Source organism: Parafrankia sp. EUN1f (assembly GCF_000177675.1).
In the GTDB taxonomy this organism is placed as follows: Bacteria; Actinomycetota; Actinomycetes; order Frankiales; family Frankiaceae; genus Parafrankia.
Window position 1 is genome coordinate 1 of sequence record NZ_ADGX01000029.1, and the last position, 18690, is coordinate 18690.

General features: G+C 69.2%; 12 protein-coding genes and 3 pseudogenes. 6 read left to right on the plus strand and 9 right to left on the minus strand.

What is annotated here, in order from left to right; genetic code table 11:
- Positions 1-640 precede the first annotated feature (640 nt).
- Positions 641-934: a hypothetical protein gene (locus FREUN1FDRAFT_RS43695; RefSeq protein WP_157474643.1), complete on the plus strand. Its 294-nt coding sequence runs from the start codon at positions 641-643 to the stop codon at positions 932-934.
- A gap of 203 nt (positions 935-1137) precedes the next feature.
- On the opposite strand, the gene FREUN1FDRAFT_RS11180 is transcribed toward FREUN1FDRAFT_RS43695, so the two are convergent.
- Positions 1138-1596, minus strand: a complete 459-nt coding sequence (locus FREUN1FDRAFT_RS11180) for an SRPBCC family protein (RefSeq protein WP_006540141.1) — start codon at positions 1594-1596, stop codon at positions 1138-1140.
- A gap of 270 nt (positions 1597-1866) precedes the next feature.
- Between FREUN1FDRAFT_RS11180 and FREUN1FDRAFT_RS11185 the strand changes: the two genes are divergently transcribed.
- Positions 1867-2403: a DUF6328 family protein gene (locus FREUN1FDRAFT_RS11185; RefSeq protein ID WP_006540142.1), complete on the plus strand. Its 537-nt coding sequence runs from the start codon at positions 1867-1869 to the stop codon at positions 2401-2403.
- A 136-nt stretch (positions 2404-2539) separates the two neighbouring features.
- Here FREUN1FDRAFT_RS11185 and FREUN1FDRAFT_RS11190 read toward each other — a convergent pair.
- The 5 genes and pseudogenes from FREUN1FDRAFT_RS11190 to FREUN1FDRAFT_RS11215 all read right to left on the minus strand — a co-directional run.
- Positions 2540-2728, minus strand: a pseudogene (locus FREUN1FDRAFT_RS11190) (iron-containing redox enzyme family protein); the annotation flags it as partial.
- 49 nt (positions 2729-2777) lie between these two features.
- Positions 2778-3860: a CHAD domain-containing protein gene (locus FREUN1FDRAFT_RS11195; RefSeq protein ID WP_006540144.1), complete on the minus strand. Its 1083-nt coding sequence runs from the start codon at positions 3858-3860 to the stop codon at positions 2778-2780.
- 429 nt (positions 3861-4289) lie between these two features.
- Complete coding sequence (surE, locus tag FREUN1FDRAFT_RS11205; RefSeq protein WP_006540145.1) at positions 4290-5081, minus strand: 5'/3'-nucleotidase SurE; 792 nt, start codon at positions 5079-5081, stop codon at positions 4290-4292.
- Positions 5081-6004, minus strand: coding sequence for a 1-phosphofructokinase family hexose kinase (locus FREUN1FDRAFT_RS11210; protein ID WP_006540146.1), 924 nt, complete (start codon positions 6002-6004; stop codon positions 5081-5083). The genes surE and FREUN1FDRAFT_RS11210 overlap by 1 nt, the downstream gene beginning before the upstream one ends.
- 265 nt (positions 6005-6269) lie before the next feature.
- Positions 6270-8558, minus strand: coding sequence for a SpoIIE family protein phosphatase (locus tag FREUN1FDRAFT_RS11215; protein WP_006540147.1), 2289 nt, complete (start codon positions 8556-8558; stop codon positions 6270-6272).
- 182 nt (positions 8559-8740) lie between these two features.
- Between FREUN1FDRAFT_RS11215 and FREUN1FDRAFT_RS11220 the strand changes: the two are divergent.
- Positions 8741-12786, plus strand: a pseudogene (locus FREUN1FDRAFT_RS11220) (HAMP domain-containing protein).
- A 162-nt stretch (positions 12787-12948) separates the two neighbouring features.
- Here FREUN1FDRAFT_RS11220 and FREUN1FDRAFT_RS11225 read toward each other — a convergent pair.
- Both FREUN1FDRAFT_RS11225 and FREUN1FDRAFT_RS11230 read right to left on the minus strand, forming a co-directional pair.
- Positions 12949-13527, minus strand: coding sequence for a hypothetical protein (locus FREUN1FDRAFT_RS11225; RefSeq protein WP_035951303.1), 579 nt, complete (start codon positions 13525-13527; stop codon positions 12949-12951).
- A 766-nt stretch (positions 13528-14293) separates the two neighbouring features.
- Entirely contained in the window at positions 14294-14752 is a 459-nt protein-coding gene (locus FREUN1FDRAFT_RS11230) for an SRPBCC family protein (RefSeq protein ID WP_035951296.1), read from the minus strand.
- A 337-nt stretch (positions 14753-15089) separates the two neighbouring features.
- Between FREUN1FDRAFT_RS11230 and FREUN1FDRAFT_RS11235 the strand changes: the two genes are divergently transcribed.
- From FREUN1FDRAFT_RS11235 to FREUN1FDRAFT_RS47970, 3 genes and pseudogenes are all read left to right on the plus strand, one after another.
- Complete coding sequence (locus tag FREUN1FDRAFT_RS11235; RefSeq protein WP_006540152.1) at positions 15090-16217, plus strand: glycosyltransferase family 9 protein; 1128 nt, start codon at positions 15090-15092, stop codon at positions 16215-16217.
- A gap of 274 nt (positions 16218-16491) precedes the next feature.
- Entirely contained in the window at positions 16492-17349 is an 858-nt protein-coding gene (locus FREUN1FDRAFT_RS11245) for an SDR family oxidoreductase (RefSeq protein WP_006540153.1), read from the plus strand.
- 21 nt (positions 17350-17370) lie between these two features.
- Positions 17371-17517, plus strand: a pseudogene (locus tag FREUN1FDRAFT_RS47970) (glutathione-dependent formaldehyde dehydrogenase); the annotation flags it as partial.
- Positions 17518-17562: 45 nt separating this feature from the next.
- On the opposite strand, the gene FREUN1FDRAFT_RS11250 reads toward FREUN1FDRAFT_RS47970, so the two are convergent.
- Positions 17563-18669: an NAD-dependent epimerase/dehydratase family protein gene (locus FREUN1FDRAFT_RS11250; protein ID WP_006540154.1), complete on the minus strand. Its 1107-nt coding sequence runs from the start codon at positions 18667-18669 to the stop codon at positions 17563-17565.
- Between the last annotated feature and the right edge of the window lie 21 nt (positions 18670-18690).

Here is an 18690-nt window from a genome sequence, read left to right on the forward strand (position 1 = left end):
AAATAGGATTCAGTGACAATCAAATGGCCATCGTGGCGCCTGCCTGTTCGCCGTTCCCCTACCGGACGAATCGTCCGATACTTGCATTCTCATGCTTCACGCACCAGGCGTGGGAGACCCCATTTCCCTGCATCTTCATGACTTTGGTCCCGGCGCTCTGGACCGTACTTCAGTTCACCTGGCTTTAGCTCCGGTGTCTTCGCGTTGCCGTGCAGGATGATCCGTTCAAGCCAGAGTCGACCGAACGCGCCACGGGCGATCTCACCATCCGAACACATGTCGAGCGACAGCCCTCGATCAGGCTCGACGACGCGGCCCAGTGCACGGTTGCCCCGATACAACCGTTGCCACTGGAAACGTTGCAAGATTCACCCGAGCTCACCGAAGGGCCTCACGGAATGGGACGCAGGCGGGCTGGTCGGTTCATGTTGGTGTTCGGCCAGCTCAGTTCGCAGTTCGACCTGTCCACGTTCGCCGTGCTATGGCGGTTCTTCGACGCGGGAGCCCACCCCGCGCTGTTCCAGACCGGATGGTTCGACTCCGTGACGGGTTGGAGGGGGCCCGCGGCCTGGCCGGCGGTGGGGATGGGCGGTCATGGTCCTCGACGCCGCCCGGAAGACGAGGCCGATGGTCAAAGCCAGTGCCTGCGTTTGAAGAAGATGTACAGGCTGGTGCAGACGACGGCGAGGAGGGCGAGGACAGCGGGGTAGCCCGAGACCTGACGCAGCTCGGCATGTGCTCGAAATTCATCCCGAAGATCCCGACGATGGCTGTCGGCACGGCGGTGATCGCCGCGAGGCTGGACCGCAGCGCGGTGAGGCTGCCATGGGGGCCGCGGCGCAGCGTCACCACGAAGTCAGAGCCCAGGAATACGGTGACGTCGCCGGTCTCCACGACTTCCGAGGTTTCGGTGAGCTTTTCGTGGTCGACGTAGCGGGCGTTCTGCGCCGCCGTACCCCGCCCCTACAGTAGAACCCAGCGGATGCGGGGGCGACGGAGAAGAAGGTCCTCAGCCCGGTCAGTGACGAGGATGACCCCCGCGTGAGTGGGGACGACCAGACGACGCGGACCGGAACACTGGCCGCCCAGGAGAAGGCCCCGTTCCGGTTCCACGCCCACCACGATTGACGGACTGGGTCAGGGTCGGTCGACCTGACGACGCCAGGAACCGGATTCGGTTCCGCGCTCCTCGATGAAGGCCTTGAATCGCCTCAGATCGGCCTTCACCCGCCGGTCGTCCGCGCCAACGGCTGAACCGATCTTCTCGGCGACGCCTTCGGGCTGCCAGTCGAGCTGGACCGTCACACGGGTCTCGTCGGAGTTGAGCCGGTGGAACGTGACGACTCCGGCGTGGTTGGGGCCGTTGGTGCTTTTCCAGGCGACCCGCTCGTCGGGCAGTTGCTCGGTGATGGTCGCGTCGAACTCGCGGTCCTGGCCGCCGATCCTGACATGCCAGTGCGTGTGGGTGTCGTCGACCTGCTGGATCGACTCGACGCCGTTCATGAAGTGCGGGAAGGATTCGAACTGGGTCCACTGGTTGTAGGCAGTGCGGACCGGCACGGCGACGTCGATCGACTCCGCGACTGTGGTGGCCATCAGGTTCCTCCTGGTAGTGGACGTTGGTCCCTACGCCCCTTCCCAGGCACTGGCCGACAACACCGAATCGGCCACCGTTGTGGGAGGGAGGCCGGAGAGCCACCCAGTCACAGGTGGACCGCAGTTCCCGGTGCGCGGGACCACCCGCTGCCGCGGGTTCGGCCGCGGGTTCGGTCACGTACGTGCGCAGGGTCGACGCGCGGCATCGGCTATCCATGCGCAAGCGTTCGCCGACGCATTATGCCGACAGGGCAGGGTAGGCGGTAGATCATGAGCGAGATCGCGCGGCCAGGCACTGCGCACGAGCGTGCGGAGAGCGTGGACGAGGAATGGGGAGGCCGAGCGGCTGGTGAGTCTGCGGAAGCTCGGCGCAATCGGAACTGGGCGGAGATTCTGCAGGAGATTCGAGTCGCGCAGACTGGGGTGCAACTGCTCGCGGCGTTTCTGCTGGCGCTGCCGTTCCAGAGCAGGTTCGCCACCCTGAGCGACGGCCAGGAATGGCTTTATCTGACTGTTGTGGCACTGTCCATCGTGGCTACCGGGCTGCTGGTGACGCCGGTCAGCCTGCACCGCGCGATGTTCCGCAAGCGGGAGAAGGAGAAGCTGGTCGTGATCGCGAACCGGCTGGCGCAGGTCGGCCTCGGCGTGTTCGCGGTGGCCGTGGCCGGCGTGGCAGTTCTCATCTTCGACGTGACGAAGGGTGCTACCGCTGGCGTCACTGCCGGCGTGATCACGCTGGTGCTGTTCATCGCGCTGTGGGTCGTGGTGCCCCTCGCCGTGCAGTCCGTCCCGGCTGAGGGCGACTGAGTTAACCCCGTGCCCGCCATTCCCGCCTGCCTGCCTGCCTATATGGGGTCCGTGGACGGGAGCAGGGAGGAACACCCATGGTGCCACTAGGCCGTGTCGGCGGAGGGCCGCTTCATAGACGGCCATCGGCTCGACACGCTTCATAGACGGCCATCGGCTCGACAGAGGTCATCTCGAAGACGGCGAGGTGTCCGACGAGCGCTCCGCGCGGCCGGCGGTGCAGGCCGAAGTAGGAGGCGATGTTCAACGTGGCGAGGGTCGGGCCGGGCACGCGGTCGAGGTAGGCGCCGTAGCGGGCGTCCAAGCCGAGCCCGCGCATCGTCACCCTGCGACGGCGAGAGCGGAGGGACCCCCTCATGGCACGTCCAGGGCGCTCAGCTCAGCCAGCGGCGGTGGTGCCGGCGAGCGAGTTCGGGCCAGCGTGCGGTGAAGGCATCCCTGGCCAGGTGGGCCTGTTCCCGTTCACCGCCGAGGAGGAGGCCGTAGGTGAACGAGGATTCGCCGGCCTGGTTCGCGGCGATCGCGAACTCGCGCAGGACGCCTTGGGCAATCACGCAGTCCTGGTGCTCACCCAGACTGTTCTGGATCTTCTTGGCTCGCCGGGCATGCTCTTCGGCCAGCTTCCCGTAGACCGGTGTGGCGGTCTCGGCGGCGTAGCGCAGTTGTTTCGCGGCCTTCCGCGCGGCGTGCAGGGCGGCGTCCTGGCCGGCGCCGGCGGGGGTGTGCAGGGCCCGGTCGACCCGGCGGCGCACCTTGCGGTCGGCTTTGCGGATGGGCGCGCGCAGGGCCCGCGCGGCCGGACGTTGCGCGCGCGGGGAATATGGCGGCTCCGCGACGAAAGTGATCAGGTCGTCGAGGAAAGTCAGATACTGGGTGTCGCGCATCCAGGCGAGGGCCTGTTCACGGCCGCGCAGGTGCTGCGAGCGCAGGTGGCCCTGAACCCGCGCGGCGACGGGGCCCAGCAGGTCGCGATCGTCGAGTGCCTCGATCGCGGTGGTGAACCGATCCAGCTGGACCTCGCCGTCGCGGGCAGGGTTGAGCAGCAGGTTGAGCTCTCGCAGCCGGTCCTGCAGCGCGCGTGTGGGGGTCGGGTCGAACAGCCGCCGGAACGTACGCAGGGAGCTGCGCAGCCGACGGGCGGCGACTCGCAGGTCGTGTACGGACTCGGGGTCGCCGAGGCGCACGCGGGCGTCGGCGGCGAGCAGGGTTCGGGTCTGGGTCGCCAGGTAGCCGCGGACGATCTCACCCGCGTTCTCTTCGGCGTCGGCGCCTCGGCTGGATGGCCTGCGGAGCTCGGGGAGTTCCGGCTGGGGCACCTGCGATCCGAGTGCCCGGGCGAGCTTGGAGGGCCCGGCGGCTGGCTGTGCCCCGGCACCGCGCAGGACCGCGCCGGCCGCCGGCAGGACGCGGGGGTCGTCGCCGAGGGCCTCGATCTCGATCTCGCGCCAGCGGGACACTGTCGTCGCCGAGCCGAGTGTCTGGGCGTGGACCTCGTCGTCGGCGAGTTCCGCCAGGTCCTGTCCGTCTGGGGAGCGCAGCGTCGTCGCGCGACGGAGGGTCTGTACCCGCGCGACCGGGGCCAGCGGCCGGCCCCGAGTGGTGGCGGCGACGATATCGGCGAACTCGCCCGGAACGGTGCCCTCCCTGGAGGGATCCCGTTCGCGTGCTCAGCGGCCGACAGGTCGGGCATCCTGCTTCCGGCCGTCGATGATGCCGCCCCGGGCCGTGCTGGCCTGGCTTCACCTCTCCGCCCGGATTAACGAGTCGGGCGAGGGGGGAAAAGAGAGCTACCGGTCGGATTCCGGGAATCCGGCGGAGCAACGGGACGGAGCCGGCCGGGCAGACGCGGACCAACGGTCCGCGCCCAGAGACGCTGCCGGTCATGTTCAGGCATCAGCGTCGCCGGCGAGCCCCGCGAGATCCACGGCACCCGACGCCGCGGGTGCGGCGAGGGCCGTGGCCGTTGCCCAGCCCTGGCGTAGCAGCTCGACGTCGCTGCATGGGGCAGCATCTTCCGAGACTTCGCTGAACGTCGTGGTGACATAGCCGCGTCCCCGCTCGCCGATCCGAGCCTGCACCGCGCCAAATGTGGCCAGGCTCGCGGGCCGCAGCCCAAGCAGCCGCTCGGGCGGCAGGTCGGGCACATTGACATTGAGCAGAAACGGTGGCCCGTCGTACGACACCAGCCACCTGAGGGCACGACCGGCGACCATCGCCGAGGACTCCCAGTGAGAGGGGTCCGTCGCGACGCACGAGACCGCCATCGCCGGCAGTCCGTGGGTGACGGCGGTGAGACCCGCTCCGACCGTGCCGGAGTGCAGTACGGCCTGCCCGGCGTTCGGCCCGTGGTTGATTCCGGACAGCACGAGGTCGGGAGCCGGCCCGAACGCGCCGCGGACGCCGACGAAGACAATCAGCGCCGGGGATGCGTCGGCGGCAAGGGCCACCGCGTCTGCGAGGTGGTCCAGACCCGCGGCTGCGGCCCCACGATCGAGCGCGCGTTCGGTGACGAGGAGGCGCCCGTCCGACTCCAGAGCGGACAGCGACGCACTGCTCCCGCTGCGCTCGCCGTCCGGCGCCACCACGGTCACCTCCATGCCGTTGGAGAGGGCGGCCTTTACGAGGACGCGCAGACCATGGCTGTCGACCCCGTCATCGTTCGTGATCAGTGCGTGCATCAGCGCGCGGTCTCCCCGTTCACCGGGCGGACATCCACCCGGGTGGCCAGGCGTTCGATCAGGTCCCGTACGCCGGTGGCGAGGCCGTGTCGGGTGGTGTTCAGCGCACCGGCCGCGGCGCCGATCCGCAGCGCCCGGTCCAGGTCAGCGCCGCGGGCCAGCGCGGCCGCCATTCCGGCTGTCATGGAATCACCCGCGCCGTGGTGGTCGAGCATGGTGAACCGAGGCGTGCGGATCTCGGCTTCCCGGTCGCCGACCAGCACCAGCGCCGGTTGTTCCGCCCGCGACACGATCACGATCTCCGCGCCGGACCGGGCCAGCTCCGTCATGACCGCCCGCAGCTCTTCCGGCTCGTCGGAGCTGGCATGCCCGTCGCGGATGAGATCATCGTGGCTGACCTTTAGCACGGTGACTCCGCCAGCCAATGCCGCCAGCAGGCAGTCTCCCGACAGGTCCGCCACCACCCGGGCGCCCCCGCCCCGCAGGTCCGCCGCGAGCCTCCGATAGGTGTCGGCGGGCAGGATCTCCTCGTTGTCCGGGCCGCCGAGAACCGCCACACCGGCGTCAAGCCCTTCGACCAGCGCCGTGTTGTACAGCTCATCGAGTTCGTGGCGGGTCAGCGACGGCGCGGGCGTGGTGGCCACGACCTCCCGCCGCCCGGCGCGCCGGTCGTGCACATAGCCTCCGTTCTCCCCGCTCACCGTGACCGGCCGGGCGACGATGCCGCTGCGCCTGACCAGCGCCGTGAGCACCGCCCCCGTCTCCCCTCCAAACGGGGCGCACAGCCGGGCCTCCACATCCATGATCGCCAGAAGATGCGCGATCCACACACCCTGCCCACCGGCATGCACATGGATGTCACTCGCGTCGTCCGGGCGCGCCTCGATCGTCACGGTCAGCAGCGGTGACGGGGCGAAAACCATGGTGCAAGCCGACCGCGGCCGCCCGGCAGGGGTACTCCCCGGCCGCGAACGCTCCACGACAGATGCCGTCACCCCCTGAGGGTGCCCGTCCACAGCGAGCCGACACGCGGCCCCAAGGACGACTGCGCCCGAGCCGCGCCCGAAAGCCGTGAATTTCGGGTAGTCAGGTCCGGTCGTCACGCCGTGCTCGGCTCGCATGCGCAAACCGGACGTCGCGCTGGACGGGCGCCGCACGTGGGGCGTCACGAGCCAGGAGCACGGGTGGTCATCGGATGTGGACGGCGATGAGGCAGGTGTCGTCGTCGGTGTCGGACGCCGCGCCGGCCAGGAGATGGTCGGCGTACGCCTCGACGTCGTCCACTTGGCGTTCCGCGAGACGGAACAGCGCTTCCATGGATTCGTCGAGCGAGGTCCCCCGTCGTTCGACCAGTCCGTCGGTGAACATCAGGAGGATGTCGTCACGTTCGAGGACGGTGGTGCGCTCCTCGTACTCGGCGTCGTCGACCACGCCGAGCAGGATGCCTTCGGGGACCGGGAGGTGTCGGGCGCGGCCGTCTCGCAGGAGCACCGGCGGGAGGTGCCCGGCCTGGGACCACCGCAGTGTCCGGGTGAGGGGGTCGTAACGCCCGCAGATCGCGGTCCCGGTGACCTGGTCGGTGAGGTGGTGGGTGATCGTGTTGAGCCAGCCGAGGAGCTGAGCCGGCCCTGCTCCGGTGACGGCGAGGCCCCGGAGGCTGTAGCGCAGGTTGACCATGGCGGTGACCGCGTCGATGCCGTGGCCGGCGACGTCACCGACGACAAGCAGGACGTCGCCGGTGGGCATGGTCACCGCGCTGTACCAGTCACCACCGACGAGATCGTCCTGTTCCGCCGGGCGGTAGCGGACCGCGATGTCCAACCGCGCCGATCGCGGCAGCGGCGCTGAGGTGGCGATGATCGCCTGTTGCAGACGGAGCGCAATTCGTTGTCTGTCCTCAGAAAGCCGTTCCGCCTCGGCGAGCCGGTCACGGATGGCGGCGAGGGCCACGTGGGCGCCGTAGGCGGCGGTGATGTCCTGGTAGGCCCCGCGCACGGCGGTCCGGGTGCCGTCGGCGGCGGTGACCGGTTCGCCGAAGGCACGGATGCTGCGGGTCGAGCCGTCGGAGTGCATCAGGCGGAACGCACTCACCGCCGGTCGTCCCAGCCGGACGAGACTGTCCCGGAACATTCGCACCCGCTCGGCGTCCTCGGGGTGAGCGTGACCGTCCAGCTCTTCGAGCCGGATCGGGGGCTGCGGCCGAGGGCGGTGGAACACCGCGTGCGCGTTGTCGGTCCAGAGCACCTCACCTGTGACGAGGTCCTGTTCCCAGCCGCCGAGCTGACCCAGCTTCTCCGCGTTCTCCAGCAAGGCCCGGAGCTGAGCGCTGTGGTCGGTAGCCCGCCACCCGACAACGATTCCGTCGAACAGTCCGACCGCGCGGACCTCGAGGTTGACGGCCTTCACAGCGCCCTCGACGAGCACGTGGATGGGGAACTGACGGGCGTAGAAGGGCTTCTCGGCGGCCATGGCCTGACGCAGATGTTCGAACAGTCCGCCGGGCGTCGCGGTGAGCGGGTAGAGGGTGAGGAACCGGCGGTCGAGCAGTTCGGCGCGGCTGCGGCCGGCTGGGTCGAGGAAGTCCTGGGTGAGGTGGTCGACGTGGAGGTCGACGAGGTCTCCAGCCGGGTCTCGGACCGCGCGCGCGAGCATCCCGGATTCGAAGAGTCCGTCCAGGAGGGCTGGCAACCAGTGAGCTCGCTGGTCACGCGACGGGTCCCCGTGCAGAAAGAGTGCCTGCACCGCCACCTGAGCGGCCGCGAGCAACTGACGGCGAAGCACGACGTCGAACTCCGCGACGGATTCAGGCCAGCAGACCTCCATCACCCCGACCAGGGTGCCTGTGTCGGTCATGGGGAGCAGCGCCCGTGCTGCCGCTCGGCTCCCAGCCGTGGGGACGGGTTCGCCGGGTGGGATGCCGCGAGGCCACCACTGGGCGGCCGCGTCGTGGAGGACACGCAGGGGGAGACTGTCGAACTGCGGCGGCACACGTGACCAGCGGCTGGCGTCGAGTGAGCTGAGACCGGCGTGTCCGACCAGGCCGAGGCTGCCGTCGGGCTCCAACGCCCACAGCGCGACCGATTGTGCTCCTGTCCCGGCGAGCATCTGGTCGAACACCACGGCGGCGACGTCGCCCCCGCCGGCCGCGGTGTGCGCCTCGACCTGCGCGAGCCGCGCCTCCCGCCGCCGGCTGACCGGCAGATCCGAGTGCGCGATGTCGTCGAGAGCAGTCTGGTCGACGAGGTCGAGCGCGAGTTCCCGCACTGGGACGCCGGTCTGGCCGGCGAGCCGTGCCAGTTGGGCGGCGGCTTCCGCAGGGGAACAGCGCAGGCGTTCCATCAGGACGCCTTTGGCGAGCTCCACCACAGCCTGGGCGGTCCGCCGCTCCCGTTCGAGGTCGAGCTCGAACTGCAGGCGGGCGACCAACGTGCTCCACGACCGCCAGCGCGGGTCGTCAACAGCTTCGCCGCCGTCCACTCGACCTCCAGAGTCCGCCTGCCAGTCCGAGAGGCATGCCCTACACCGGGAGCGAGATTCTGATCACCGCGTGTGCGCGGCGGTGCACACGCACACACGTTCGGCTGTGTTTACCCTAGCCCACCGCGCTGGACCTAAAATTGATCCATGCCCGGTTACATGGGCCGACATCTGGAGCTCGTGTGACTGAGGCTGAGACGTTTGACCGAGCACTCGACGACGCCGCTCTTCGCCGTCTGCTCGCCGGCCTGTCGGCGGTGCGTGGCGGTGACTTCGGCACCAGACTGCCACAGAGCGGCGACGCGCTGTTGGACGAGATCGCCACCGTGTTCAACGGGATGGCAGACCAGCTGGCGCTGTTCACCTCCGAGGTCACCCGGGTCGCCCGGGAGGTCGGCACCGAGGGCAAGCTCGGTGGCCAGGCCGTGGTGCCCGGGGTGTCGGGCACCTGGAAGGACCTCACCGACTCGGTCAACGCGATGGCCGGCAACCTGACCGGCCAGGTCCGCGACATCGCGCAGGTAGCCACGGCGGTGGCCCGCGGCGACCTGACCCAGAAGATCACCGTGCCGGCCCAGGGCGAGATTCTCGAACTCAAGAGCACGATCAACACGATGGTCGGGCAGCTGTCGTCGTTCGCCGACGAGGTGACCCGGGTGGCACGCGAGGTCGGCACCGAGGGCCGGCTCGGTGGTCAGGCCGACATCAAGGGCGTCGCGGGTACGTGGAAGGACCTCACCGAGTCGGTGAACGTGATGGCGGCGAACCTGACTGACCAGGTCCGTTCGATCGCGCAGGTGACGACGGCGGTGGCCAAGGGCGACCTGTCCCAGAAGATCAGGGTCGACGCCCGTGGCGAGATCCTGGAACTTAAGGAGACCATCAACACGATGGTCGACCAGCTGTCCGCGTTCGCCGATGAGGTGACCCGGGTCGCCCGCGAGGTCGGCACCCAGGGCAACCTCGGCGGCCAGGCCAACGTCCGCGGCGTGTCGGGCACCTGGAAGGACCTGACGGACAACGTCACGTGATGGCGTCCAACCTGACGGCCCAGGTCCGCTCGATCGCTCAGGTCGCCACGGCGGTCGCCCGCGGTGACCTGTCACAGAAGATCACAGTTGAGGCGAAGGGCGAGGTCGCGGCCCTCGCGCAGACCATCAACACGATGGTCGACCAGCTGTCGTCGTTCGCCGCCGAGGTCACCCGGGTGGCGCGGGAGGTCGGCACCGAGGGAATACTCGGTGGTCAGGCCGACGTCATGGGCGTGTCGGGCACCTGGAAGGACCTCACCGACAACGTCAACTCGATGGCGAACAACCTGACCAGCCAGGTCCGCAACATCGCCCAGGTGACCACGGCCGTCGCGCAGGGCGACCTGTCGAAGAAGATCGACGTGGACGCCCGGGGCGAGATCCTCGAGCTCAAGACAACGATCAACACAATGGTCGACCAGCTCTCGTCGTTCGCCGCCGAGGTCACCCGGGTCGCCCGGGAGGTCGGCACCGACGGCGCCCTGGGCGGTCAGGCCGAGGTCGAGGGCGTTTCCGGAACGTGGAAACGGCTCACCGAGAACGTCAACGAGCTCGCCGGCAACCTGACCCGCCAGGTGCGGGCGATCGCCGAGGTCACCAGCGCAGTGGCCACCGGCGACCTGACCCGATCAATCACGGTCGAAGCGAAGGGTGAGGTCGCCGAGCTCAAGGACAACATCAATGCGATGGTGAAGTCGCTGCGCGAGACCACCCGGGCCAACCAGGAACAGGACTGGCTCAAGACCAACCTGGCCCGGGTCTCCGGCCTGATGCAGGGACACCGCGACCTCGCCACCGTCGCCGAACTGGTCATGGACGAACTCACGCCGTTGGTCGACGCCCAGCACGGCACGTTCTTCCTCACCGACGTCGCCGACGGCGACGAGGTGCTGCGGCTCATCGCCAGCTACGGCTACGCCGGGAACGCGGCCGTGCCGGTGACCTTCAAGGTCGGCGAGTCGCTGGTAGGTCAGGCGGCGAGGACGAAAAAGCCGATCCTGGTCGCCGAGACGCCGGCCGACTACGTCCGTATCTCCTCCAGCCTGGGACAGGCCAGACCGGCCAACCTGATCGTGTTTCCGATCCTGTTCGAGGACCGGGTGCTCGGCGTCATCGAACTCGCCTCGTTCACACCGTTCACCGAGGTGCACCGGGACTTCCTGAACCAGCTGATGGAAACCATCGGCGTCATCGTCAACACGATCATCGCCAACTCGCGGACCGACGCGCTGCTCGTCGAGTCGCAGCGACTGGCTGGCGAGCTGCAGGCCCGCTCCAGCGAGCTGCAGGTCAGGCAGGAGGAGCTGCAGCGGTCCAACGCCGACCTCGAGGAGAAGGCGGCGCTGCTGGAACGTCAGAACCGGGACATCGAGATCAAGAACATCGAGATTGAGCAGGCCCGGCAGGAGATCGAGGAGCGGGCCCAACAGCTCGCGCTGGCCTCCAAGTACAAGTCCGAGTTCCTGGCCAACATGTCCCATGAACTGCGGACTCCGCTGAACAGCCTGCTGGTGCTGGCGCGGCTGCTGGCGCAGAACCCGACGCGCAACCTCACACCCAAGCAGGTCGAGTTCGCCAACGTCATTCATTCGGCTGGCTCGGACCTGCTGCAGCTCATCAACGACATACTGGATCTGTCCAAGGTCGAGGCCGGCAAGATGGACGTTCACCGGGAGTGGGCCGATCTCGGCAAGCTGGTCGACGACCTGCAGGCGACGTTCCAGCCGCTGACTGCCGAGAAGGGCCTGGACTTCGCCGTCGAGGTCGCACCGGATGTGCCGACCCGGCTGTTCACCGACGAGCAGCGGCTCGAGCAGGTGCTGCGCAACCTCCTCTCGAACGCCGTCAAGTTCACCGAGGACGGCCAGGTGGCGCTGCGCATCCACACCAGTCACCCGCTCGAACCCGACAGCGGTGCCACCTCGAAGATCGCGTTCGCCGTCGTCGACACCGGCGTGGGTATCTCCGACGAGAACCTCAAGCGGATCTTCGGCGCTTTCCAGCAGGGCGACGGCACCACCAGCCGCAAGTACGGCGGCACCGGGCTCGGCCTGTCCATCTCCCGCGAGGTGGCGGCGCTGCTCGACGGCGACCTCCGCGTGGAAAGCGAGTTCGGACGCGGCAGCACCTTCACCCTCTACCTCCCACTGGACGACCTGGCGCTGTCCGGAACCGCATCGTCCGAGCCGGCACCGTCCCCGCCGGCGCGGTCCGGGGTGGCGCAGCACGACGCCGTCGTCGTCCAGAACGTGGCGGCCGATCCCGCGGCCCGGCCGGCTCACCCGGCTCAGGCCGGCCAGCCGGACGAGCCGGAGCTGCCGTCGTCCGGCGAGGCTCCGCCGGACCGCCGCCTGCTCGTCCTCGAACCCGAGGCCAACGGACTGCTCGGTCTGATCGCGCAGCGGGCATCAGCGGACCTCGCCGACACCCACGGCCCCGTCCAGGTCGCCACGGTCACCACCCCGGAGGACGCCGTCCGAGCCCTGGCGGCGGCGCCGCACCGCTGCGTGGTGCTCGACCTGACGCTGCCTGACGCCTCTGCGTTCGCCTTCCTGCAGCGGCTTCAGGAGGACGCGGACCTGCGGGACGTCCCCGTCCTCGCCCACCCCACTCAGAAGATGCACGACGCGCACGAGCGGCTGGCGCAGGCTCGGTACCGGATCCTCCGGCTGGAGCTGCTTCCGTCGCTGGACGAGGTGCGGGAACGCATCACCCTGCACCTGTCCGCCGACCGGCCTGATGACCTGCCCCCGCTGCTCGCCGACGACCCGGCGGCCGTCGAGCGCGGCGGCGTGACCGAGCCGCCCGCCCGTCCCCAGCTGCGCGAGCGGAAGATCCTCGTGGTCGATGACGACGTCCGGAACGTGTTCGCGATCTCGAGCGTGCTCGAGGTCTACGGACTCACCGTGCTGCATGCATCGAACGGCCGGGAAGGCATCGAGGTGTTGCTCGGCAACACCGACGTCGACCTGATCCTGATGGACGTGATGATGCCCGAGATGGACGGCTATGCGACCATGAGCGCCATCCGGGAGATGCCGCGCTTCGCGGACCTGCCGATCATCGCCGTCACCGCGAAGGCGATGCAGAGCGACCGGGAGAAATGTCTCGCCGCGGGTGCAACCGATTTCGTCGCCAAGCCGGTGGACACCGAGATGCTGCTGGCTCGGATCGAGCAGCGGATGCCCGGTCGGTAGCCGTCGAGACTGGAGCGTCGCAGCACAGACGGACCGCCACCGAGATCACGCGACTCCGTTGCCACACCCGTTGCCATAAAGTGATCAGCCGGTGATCGACAAATCCCGCTATTTCCGCAGGTCAACGGTGCCGGCGGAAGTCACTTCAGATCGTCGTCCGCGTCATCGGGTACGTCCACGGGCAGATGTCAGCGCCGCCCGTCCCTGCGGCTCGCGGTGTGCATCCCGGCGCGGTCCTGGGGACCTGTCCCGGACCCGACGCTCGGCGAAGCCCTTCCCGAACTCGTCGCTGTCCTGCTGATCGGCGGTCCGATCGTCTCCAGCTTCGCTTTCCCGGTCGCCGTCATCGGTCCGGTCAGGCGCACCCGACGCGGCTTCGCCTCGGACGGATTCACGGGCAGTCCCAGCTCCCTCCCCGGAGATCTTCTCCGAGCCACCCAGAGTCTTCGTCAGGCGCTCCGCGCGTTCCGCCAGCGCACCGGAGAGCCGATCAAGCTGCGCCTCGTACGCCCCCGCCGCCGCGCGCCGGCCGGCGTCCACGGCCGGGCCTCTGATCTGGTTGATCAGCTGCTCGCCCTCCGTCGAGTGCATCAGCCGAACCGCCTGGTCACGGAGGACGTCCTTGGCGTGGTAGTCGCGACCGGAGAGCCAGAGCCCCACACCGAGAGCCGCCTTCGCCTTCTTGGTCCGGCCCAGGACGTAGCCACCCATCAACGCCAGGGCGTATTTGGCGTTGCTCATCACGGGTCCTCTCCTCCGGCTGGCTCCGCCCTCCGCGGAGTCGTCCTGGGCCACGTCGAACCGGACCTCGCGATCACCGCGGCTCTTCAGCGCGCCGCGCAGCACGGCGGAGTCAAAGATGGGATCGGTCGGGCGTGTCGCCAAACGACCCCGCGCCGGAGCCCGCATCTTCGGTCGCTCCTCCTGATCGGACGACACAGCTCTCACCGCAGGTCCGCGAGCGGCATCGCGTGCCCGGTGGTGTTCGACGCGACCGGCCGGACGGCCCACCGCCTCTGAAATCCCGACCGGGTCGGTCACACCGCCGCCCGGGCTGCCGTTTGATCTGCACCGTGGTGCACTCGGCCGCCGACTGCCTTGCCTCCAGCTAACAACTCTGGTCCGTCGACGTCTCCGCGAGCAGTAAACGAAATTCAAGAAGATCATCCGTTAGTGCGATGGTCTGCGTAGTCCGCGGCATCCGGCGAAGCTCCTCCAACATCGAGTCGATCTCCGATATCGACGGAACGTCGCCCGTGGATGCCGCCAGCGGTACTATGCCAGTCAAGGGATCACCGCCAGTCAAGGGATCACCCCCGTTGACAAATCAGGGTCTGACACGCTCGACGAGACACCGGGTTTTGTCCGGAGCACGCAAAACCCTGTCCTGGCCGTCGCGAACCCTGGCTTCCGACCGTTCGTCCGAGTGGGGGATCGGCGCCGTGTGACGCTGAGCCGCTGCCGTCTCGTGGCACGTACCGGAAATTGTCGGCGAGCGGCCGTGGCGTCAGGGCCGGCTGACCTGACCACGCCAGGAGCCGGATTCCGTTCCGCGTTCCTCGATGAACGCCTTGAACCGCTTGAGGTCGGCCTTCACTCGCCGGTCGTCCGCGCCGACGGCGGAACCGACTTTTTCGGCCACACCCTCGGGCTGCCAGTCCAGCTGGACGGTCACCCGGGTCTCGTCCGTGCCCAGCCGGTGGAAGGTCACCACACCCGCGTGGGTGGGGCCGTTGGTGCTCTTCCAGGCGACTCGCTCGTCCGGCAGCTGCTCGGTGATCGTCGCGTCGAACTCGCGCTCCTGCCCGCCCACCTTGATATGCCAACGGGTGTGTGTGTCGTCGATCTGGTCTATGGATTCCACGCCGTTCATGAAATGCGGGAAGGATGCGAACTGGGTCCACTGGTTGTAGGCGGTGCGGACCGGTACCGCGACGTCGATCGATTCCGCGACTGTGGCCATCATCTCTCCTCAAAGCTGTTCATGTGGTCGTCCTTGGCCTTCCCGCCCGGCGGCTGACAACACAGCTGCTTTCCGGCGATCAGTTGATGGGGCCCAGACACCGTCGACGTCGACAGCCCAGAGGGTGACCGCCGAGAGGTCGCCCCCGGCGCTCGACTCCGGTCGGTGGGCGGTCGAAGTGTCGGGGCCGTGTCGATGCCCGAATCCCCGTTGGGTGTCGGAGCTCCGTGGACGGGCATCGACACGGCGTGACCGCATCTGTCGGGGGACTCAGGGCTGGACAGCCCCGCCCGCGAGCGGGTGTGTCTGACAGCATCGCGTCAATCCCTGTCGGATAGCCGTGTGGAGTCCTGAGGATCGTCGGGCCACCTCCCGCGTCGAGGACGTACGCGGGATCGTCGTGCTGCGGGCGAGTGGGCTCGGGGACCTCGTCCTCGCCCTGCCCGCACTGGACGCCCTGCGTGCGGCGTACCCAACGGCGCACCTCGTGTATCTCGGACTGCCGTGGCACACACAACTGCTCCGGGGCCGCCCAGGCCCCTGGGACGAGGTCGATGTCGTCCCGGCCTGGCCGGGCGTGACCAGCCGTGCGACGGCCCACCCGCAGACCGGCGACGGGCAGCGCAAGGCCTTCGTTCAGCGGCACCGGGCCGCCGGCTACGACCTCGCGGTGCAGCTGCACGGAGGCGGGGCCTATTCGACGCCACTGCTGGACAGCCTGGGCGCAAGGATCACGGTGGGCGGGCGGGACATCGGCGCACCCCGGCTGGACCGGTCTCTCCCCTTTCGTCATCTGCAACACGAGACGCTGCGCGCCCTGGAGATCGTCGGGCTTGTCGGTGCCGGCCCGGTCGACCTCCTGCCGTCGTTGTCGGTACTGCCCTCCGACCACTGCGAAGTGGTTGATGAGATGGCCGGTCTCCGCGACGCTCGGCCGCTGGTAGCCCTGCACCCGGGGGCCGGTGATCCGCGGCGGCGGTGGCCGGTGGATCGTTTCGCCGCTGTCGCCGACGAACTGGCCCGCGAGGGGGCGCGAGTACTGATCGTCGGTGGTCGAGAAGACAGCGTCCTGGCCGCGCGGCTGCTCGCCCATGCCCGCTCACAGCCATCGGACCTGACCGGACGGCTCTCACTGCCAGGCCTGGTCGGCCTCCTCTCCGAGGTCGACCTGATGATCGGGAACGACTCCGGGCCACGGCACCTCGCCGCGGCGGTCGGCACGCCGACCGTGGGGATCTTCTGGTGCGGGAACGTGGTGAACGCCGCCCCGCTGGTACGGGCCCGGCATCGTGTCGCAACATCCTTCCAGACCACCTGCCCGGACTGCGGCGCCAGCCAGACCCGGGGGCGCTGCCCCCACAACCCCTCCTTCGTCGCCGAAGTGCCGGTGGACGAGGTACTCGACGAGGCCCGCAACCTGCTCATCCGGGACTGGGAGGAAGCCTCCGAATCATCTGGTCATTCCTGACCGATGCGGCGACGCACGGCGCGAACAACCCAGGTGACGTTGAACCGATCGAACTCGTGCGCGGCCTTTCCACGCAGAATGTCCGGTTCCGGCAGTGAAAGCGAGTCTCGCCGCGATCCCGCGGCCTGGCGGTACGTCGGGATCTGCCCTGGTGCAACGGTCAGCTCCGGGAAGACGAGACCGGGCACGCGGCCACGTTTACCGCCCCGCCTTCTGAACAGACCTCGGTCAGGTTTGGTTCCGGCAGGGCCCCGATGTGGGAGGTGCGGCATCCATGGGCAACGAGCAGCAGCGCCCGGAGCAGGAGCAGACCTGGCCGGGTGAGACAGCGACGATGATCCCGCAACCCGAAGACGAGATGTCCGCCTATGTGGGGCGGAACCTGCTTCTCGACCGGGTCGCACTGATCACGGGCGGTGATTCCGGAATCGGCCGGGCGGTCGCGGTCGCTTTCGCCAAGGAAGGCGCCGATGTCGCGATCTCCTACCTTTCCGAGCACGCCGATGCCGAACACACCGCGAAACTGGTCGAGCAGGCCGGCCGGCGTGCTCTGCTGCTGCCCGGGGACGTCGGCACCGAGGCGCACTGCGAGGAGCTGGTCCGCCGCACGGTGGACGAGTTCGGCCGGCTCGACACCATCGTCAACAACGCGGCGGTGCAGCGCAGCACCGAGGACCTCACGCAGATCACCAGTGAGGAGTGGGCCTACACCTTCGCCGTCAACATCCACAGCTTCTTCTGGGTGACCAGGGCCGCCCTCGCCCATCTTCCCGACGGCGCGGCCGTCATCAACACCGCGTCGGTGAACGGCCTGCGCGGTAATGGCTCGCTGCTGGCCTATTCGGCGACCAAGGGAGCGGTGCTCGCCTTCACCTACGCGACCGCGCAGGCGCTCATCGACCGGCGTATCCGGGTGAACGCGGTCGCCCCCGGTCCGGTCTGGACGCCGCTGATTCCCGCGACGATGCCGCCGGAGAAGGTCGCGAGCTTCGGCGCCCAGGCGCCACTTGGTCGCCCCGCGCAACCCGACGAGATCGCGCCCAGCTACGTCTTTTTGGCGTCCGAGCAGCTGTCGAGCTATTACAGCGGGCAGGTCCTGACTCCGGTCGGCGGCGAGGCCAAGCCGGGATGACGCCCACTCATCCGCCGCTGCCCGCCCGACGAGCGGTTCGTCTACCTGTCGGATGTCCTGCCGACCGCGTGGCAGGCGGTGCGGTACGCCGCCGTGCCCAAAGGCGGGACGGTCGCGATCCTCGGTCTCGGCCCGATCGGGGATATGGCCGCGCGGGTGGCGGCGCACGCACGAGGGTAGCCGGGTGATCGCGCGCTGACAGGCGCCGCAGTGTCAGGAGCGCTGCCCGACGCCGGTGAGGACCTCGCGGACCCGGCCGGCGGGTGTGGCCGGGGCCAGTGCGGCGGTGTCCCCACCGGCGCCGGCGCGCAGGCCTGCCAGGAGGCTGCGGAGCGCGGCGCGGGAGTCGTGTCTGGGGGCCCAGCCGAGTTCCTCCCGGGCGCGGGTGGTGTCCATGAGGGGCAGGTTCAGCACCGCGTCGAGGAGCCCCGGGGCGGTGGGCACCAGGTGCAGGTGCCAGGCCGCGGCGAGGGCGGCCCGCGTCGCCTTCGCCGGTAGTCGCACGGTGCGGGCGTCCAGGGCCTCGGCGAGCAGTCGGCTGTCGACGACCGGTTCGGTCGCGATGTTGAACGCTCCGTGCACGGCCCGCTCGGCGGCGAGCCGGTAGGCCTCGCCCACGTCCTCGGAGTGGACGACCTGGAACCGCAGACCGGGAAGGTCGGGAACCACGGGCACCACGCCCGGCCGGACCAGCGCGCCGGGCAGGAACGGCCCGGCGAACAGGCGGCGCTGCTGGCTGGCAGCCATCCGCTGGAAGACGAAGCCCGGCCGCAGGCGGACCACCCGCATGGCTGGATGATCGCGTTCGAAGGCGTCGAGGACGCGTTCGACGTAGGCCTTCTCCCGCGTGTAGGCCGCGCCCGGCCAGCCATGGGTCGGCCAGCTCTCGTCCACGGTGTGGTCCTTCGGGCCCGGCGAGTAGGCGCCGACCGACGAGGCGCAGACGAGAGCCGGCACACCCGCGCGGGCGGCGGCGTCGAACGCGCGGATGCTGCCGAGCACGTTGGTCCGCCAGGTGGTCCTCGGGTCGTGCGTGGGCTGGAACAGCCATGCCAGGTGGATGACCACGTCCGCACCGTCGAACACCCGGACCAGGTCATCCCGGGCCACGTCGGCGGATACCCAGCTGGTCTTTGCCGCCGCCGCGGCCGGCGGCCGGCGGGCGACACCGGTGACGTGGGAGATTCCGGCCGAGCGGGTGAGGGCGGCCACGACGCTCGTGCCGACGTTGCCGGAAGCACCCACCACAACGACCCGTCGCGCGACCGGAACAGCCGCGGCGCCGGCTGTGGATGTGGATGTGGATGTGGATGAGCTCATTGATGGCCTCCCGTCAGCTCG

Coding starts and splice junctions, on each gene's coding strand:
- FREUN1FDRAFT_RS11180 (WP_006540141.1), bottom strand. CDS start 1,596: ATGGCCACCACAGTCGCGGAGTCGATCGACGTCGCCGTGCCGGTCCGC.
- FREUN1FDRAFT_RS11185 (WP_006540142.1), top strand. CDS start 1,867: ATGAGCGAGATCGCGCGGCCAGGCACTGCGCACGAGCGTGCGGAGAGC.
- surE (WP_006540145.1), bottom strand. CDS start 5,081: ATGCACGCACTGATCACGAACGATGACGGGGTCGACAGCCATGGTCTG.
- FREUN1FDRAFT_RS11210 (WP_006540146.1), bottom strand. CDS start 6,004: ATGGTTTTCGCCCCGTCACCGCTGCTGACCGTGACGATCGAGGCGCGC.
- FREUN1FDRAFT_RS11225 (WP_035951303.1), bottom strand. CDS start 13,527: ATGAGCAACGCCAAATACGCCCTGGCGTTGATGGGTGGCTACGTCCTG.
- FREUN1FDRAFT_RS11230 (WP_035951296.1), bottom strand. CDS start 14,752: ATGATGGCCACAGTCGCGGAATCGATCGACGTCGCGGTACCGGTCCGC.
- FREUN1FDRAFT_RS11245 (WP_006540153.1), top strand. CDS start 16,492: ATGGGCAACGAGCAGCAGCGCCCGGAGCAGGAGCAGACCTGGCCGGGT.
- FREUN1FDRAFT_RS11250 (WP_006540154.1), bottom strand. CDS start 18,669: ATGAGCTCATCCACATCCACATCCACATCCACAGCCGGCGCCGCGGCT.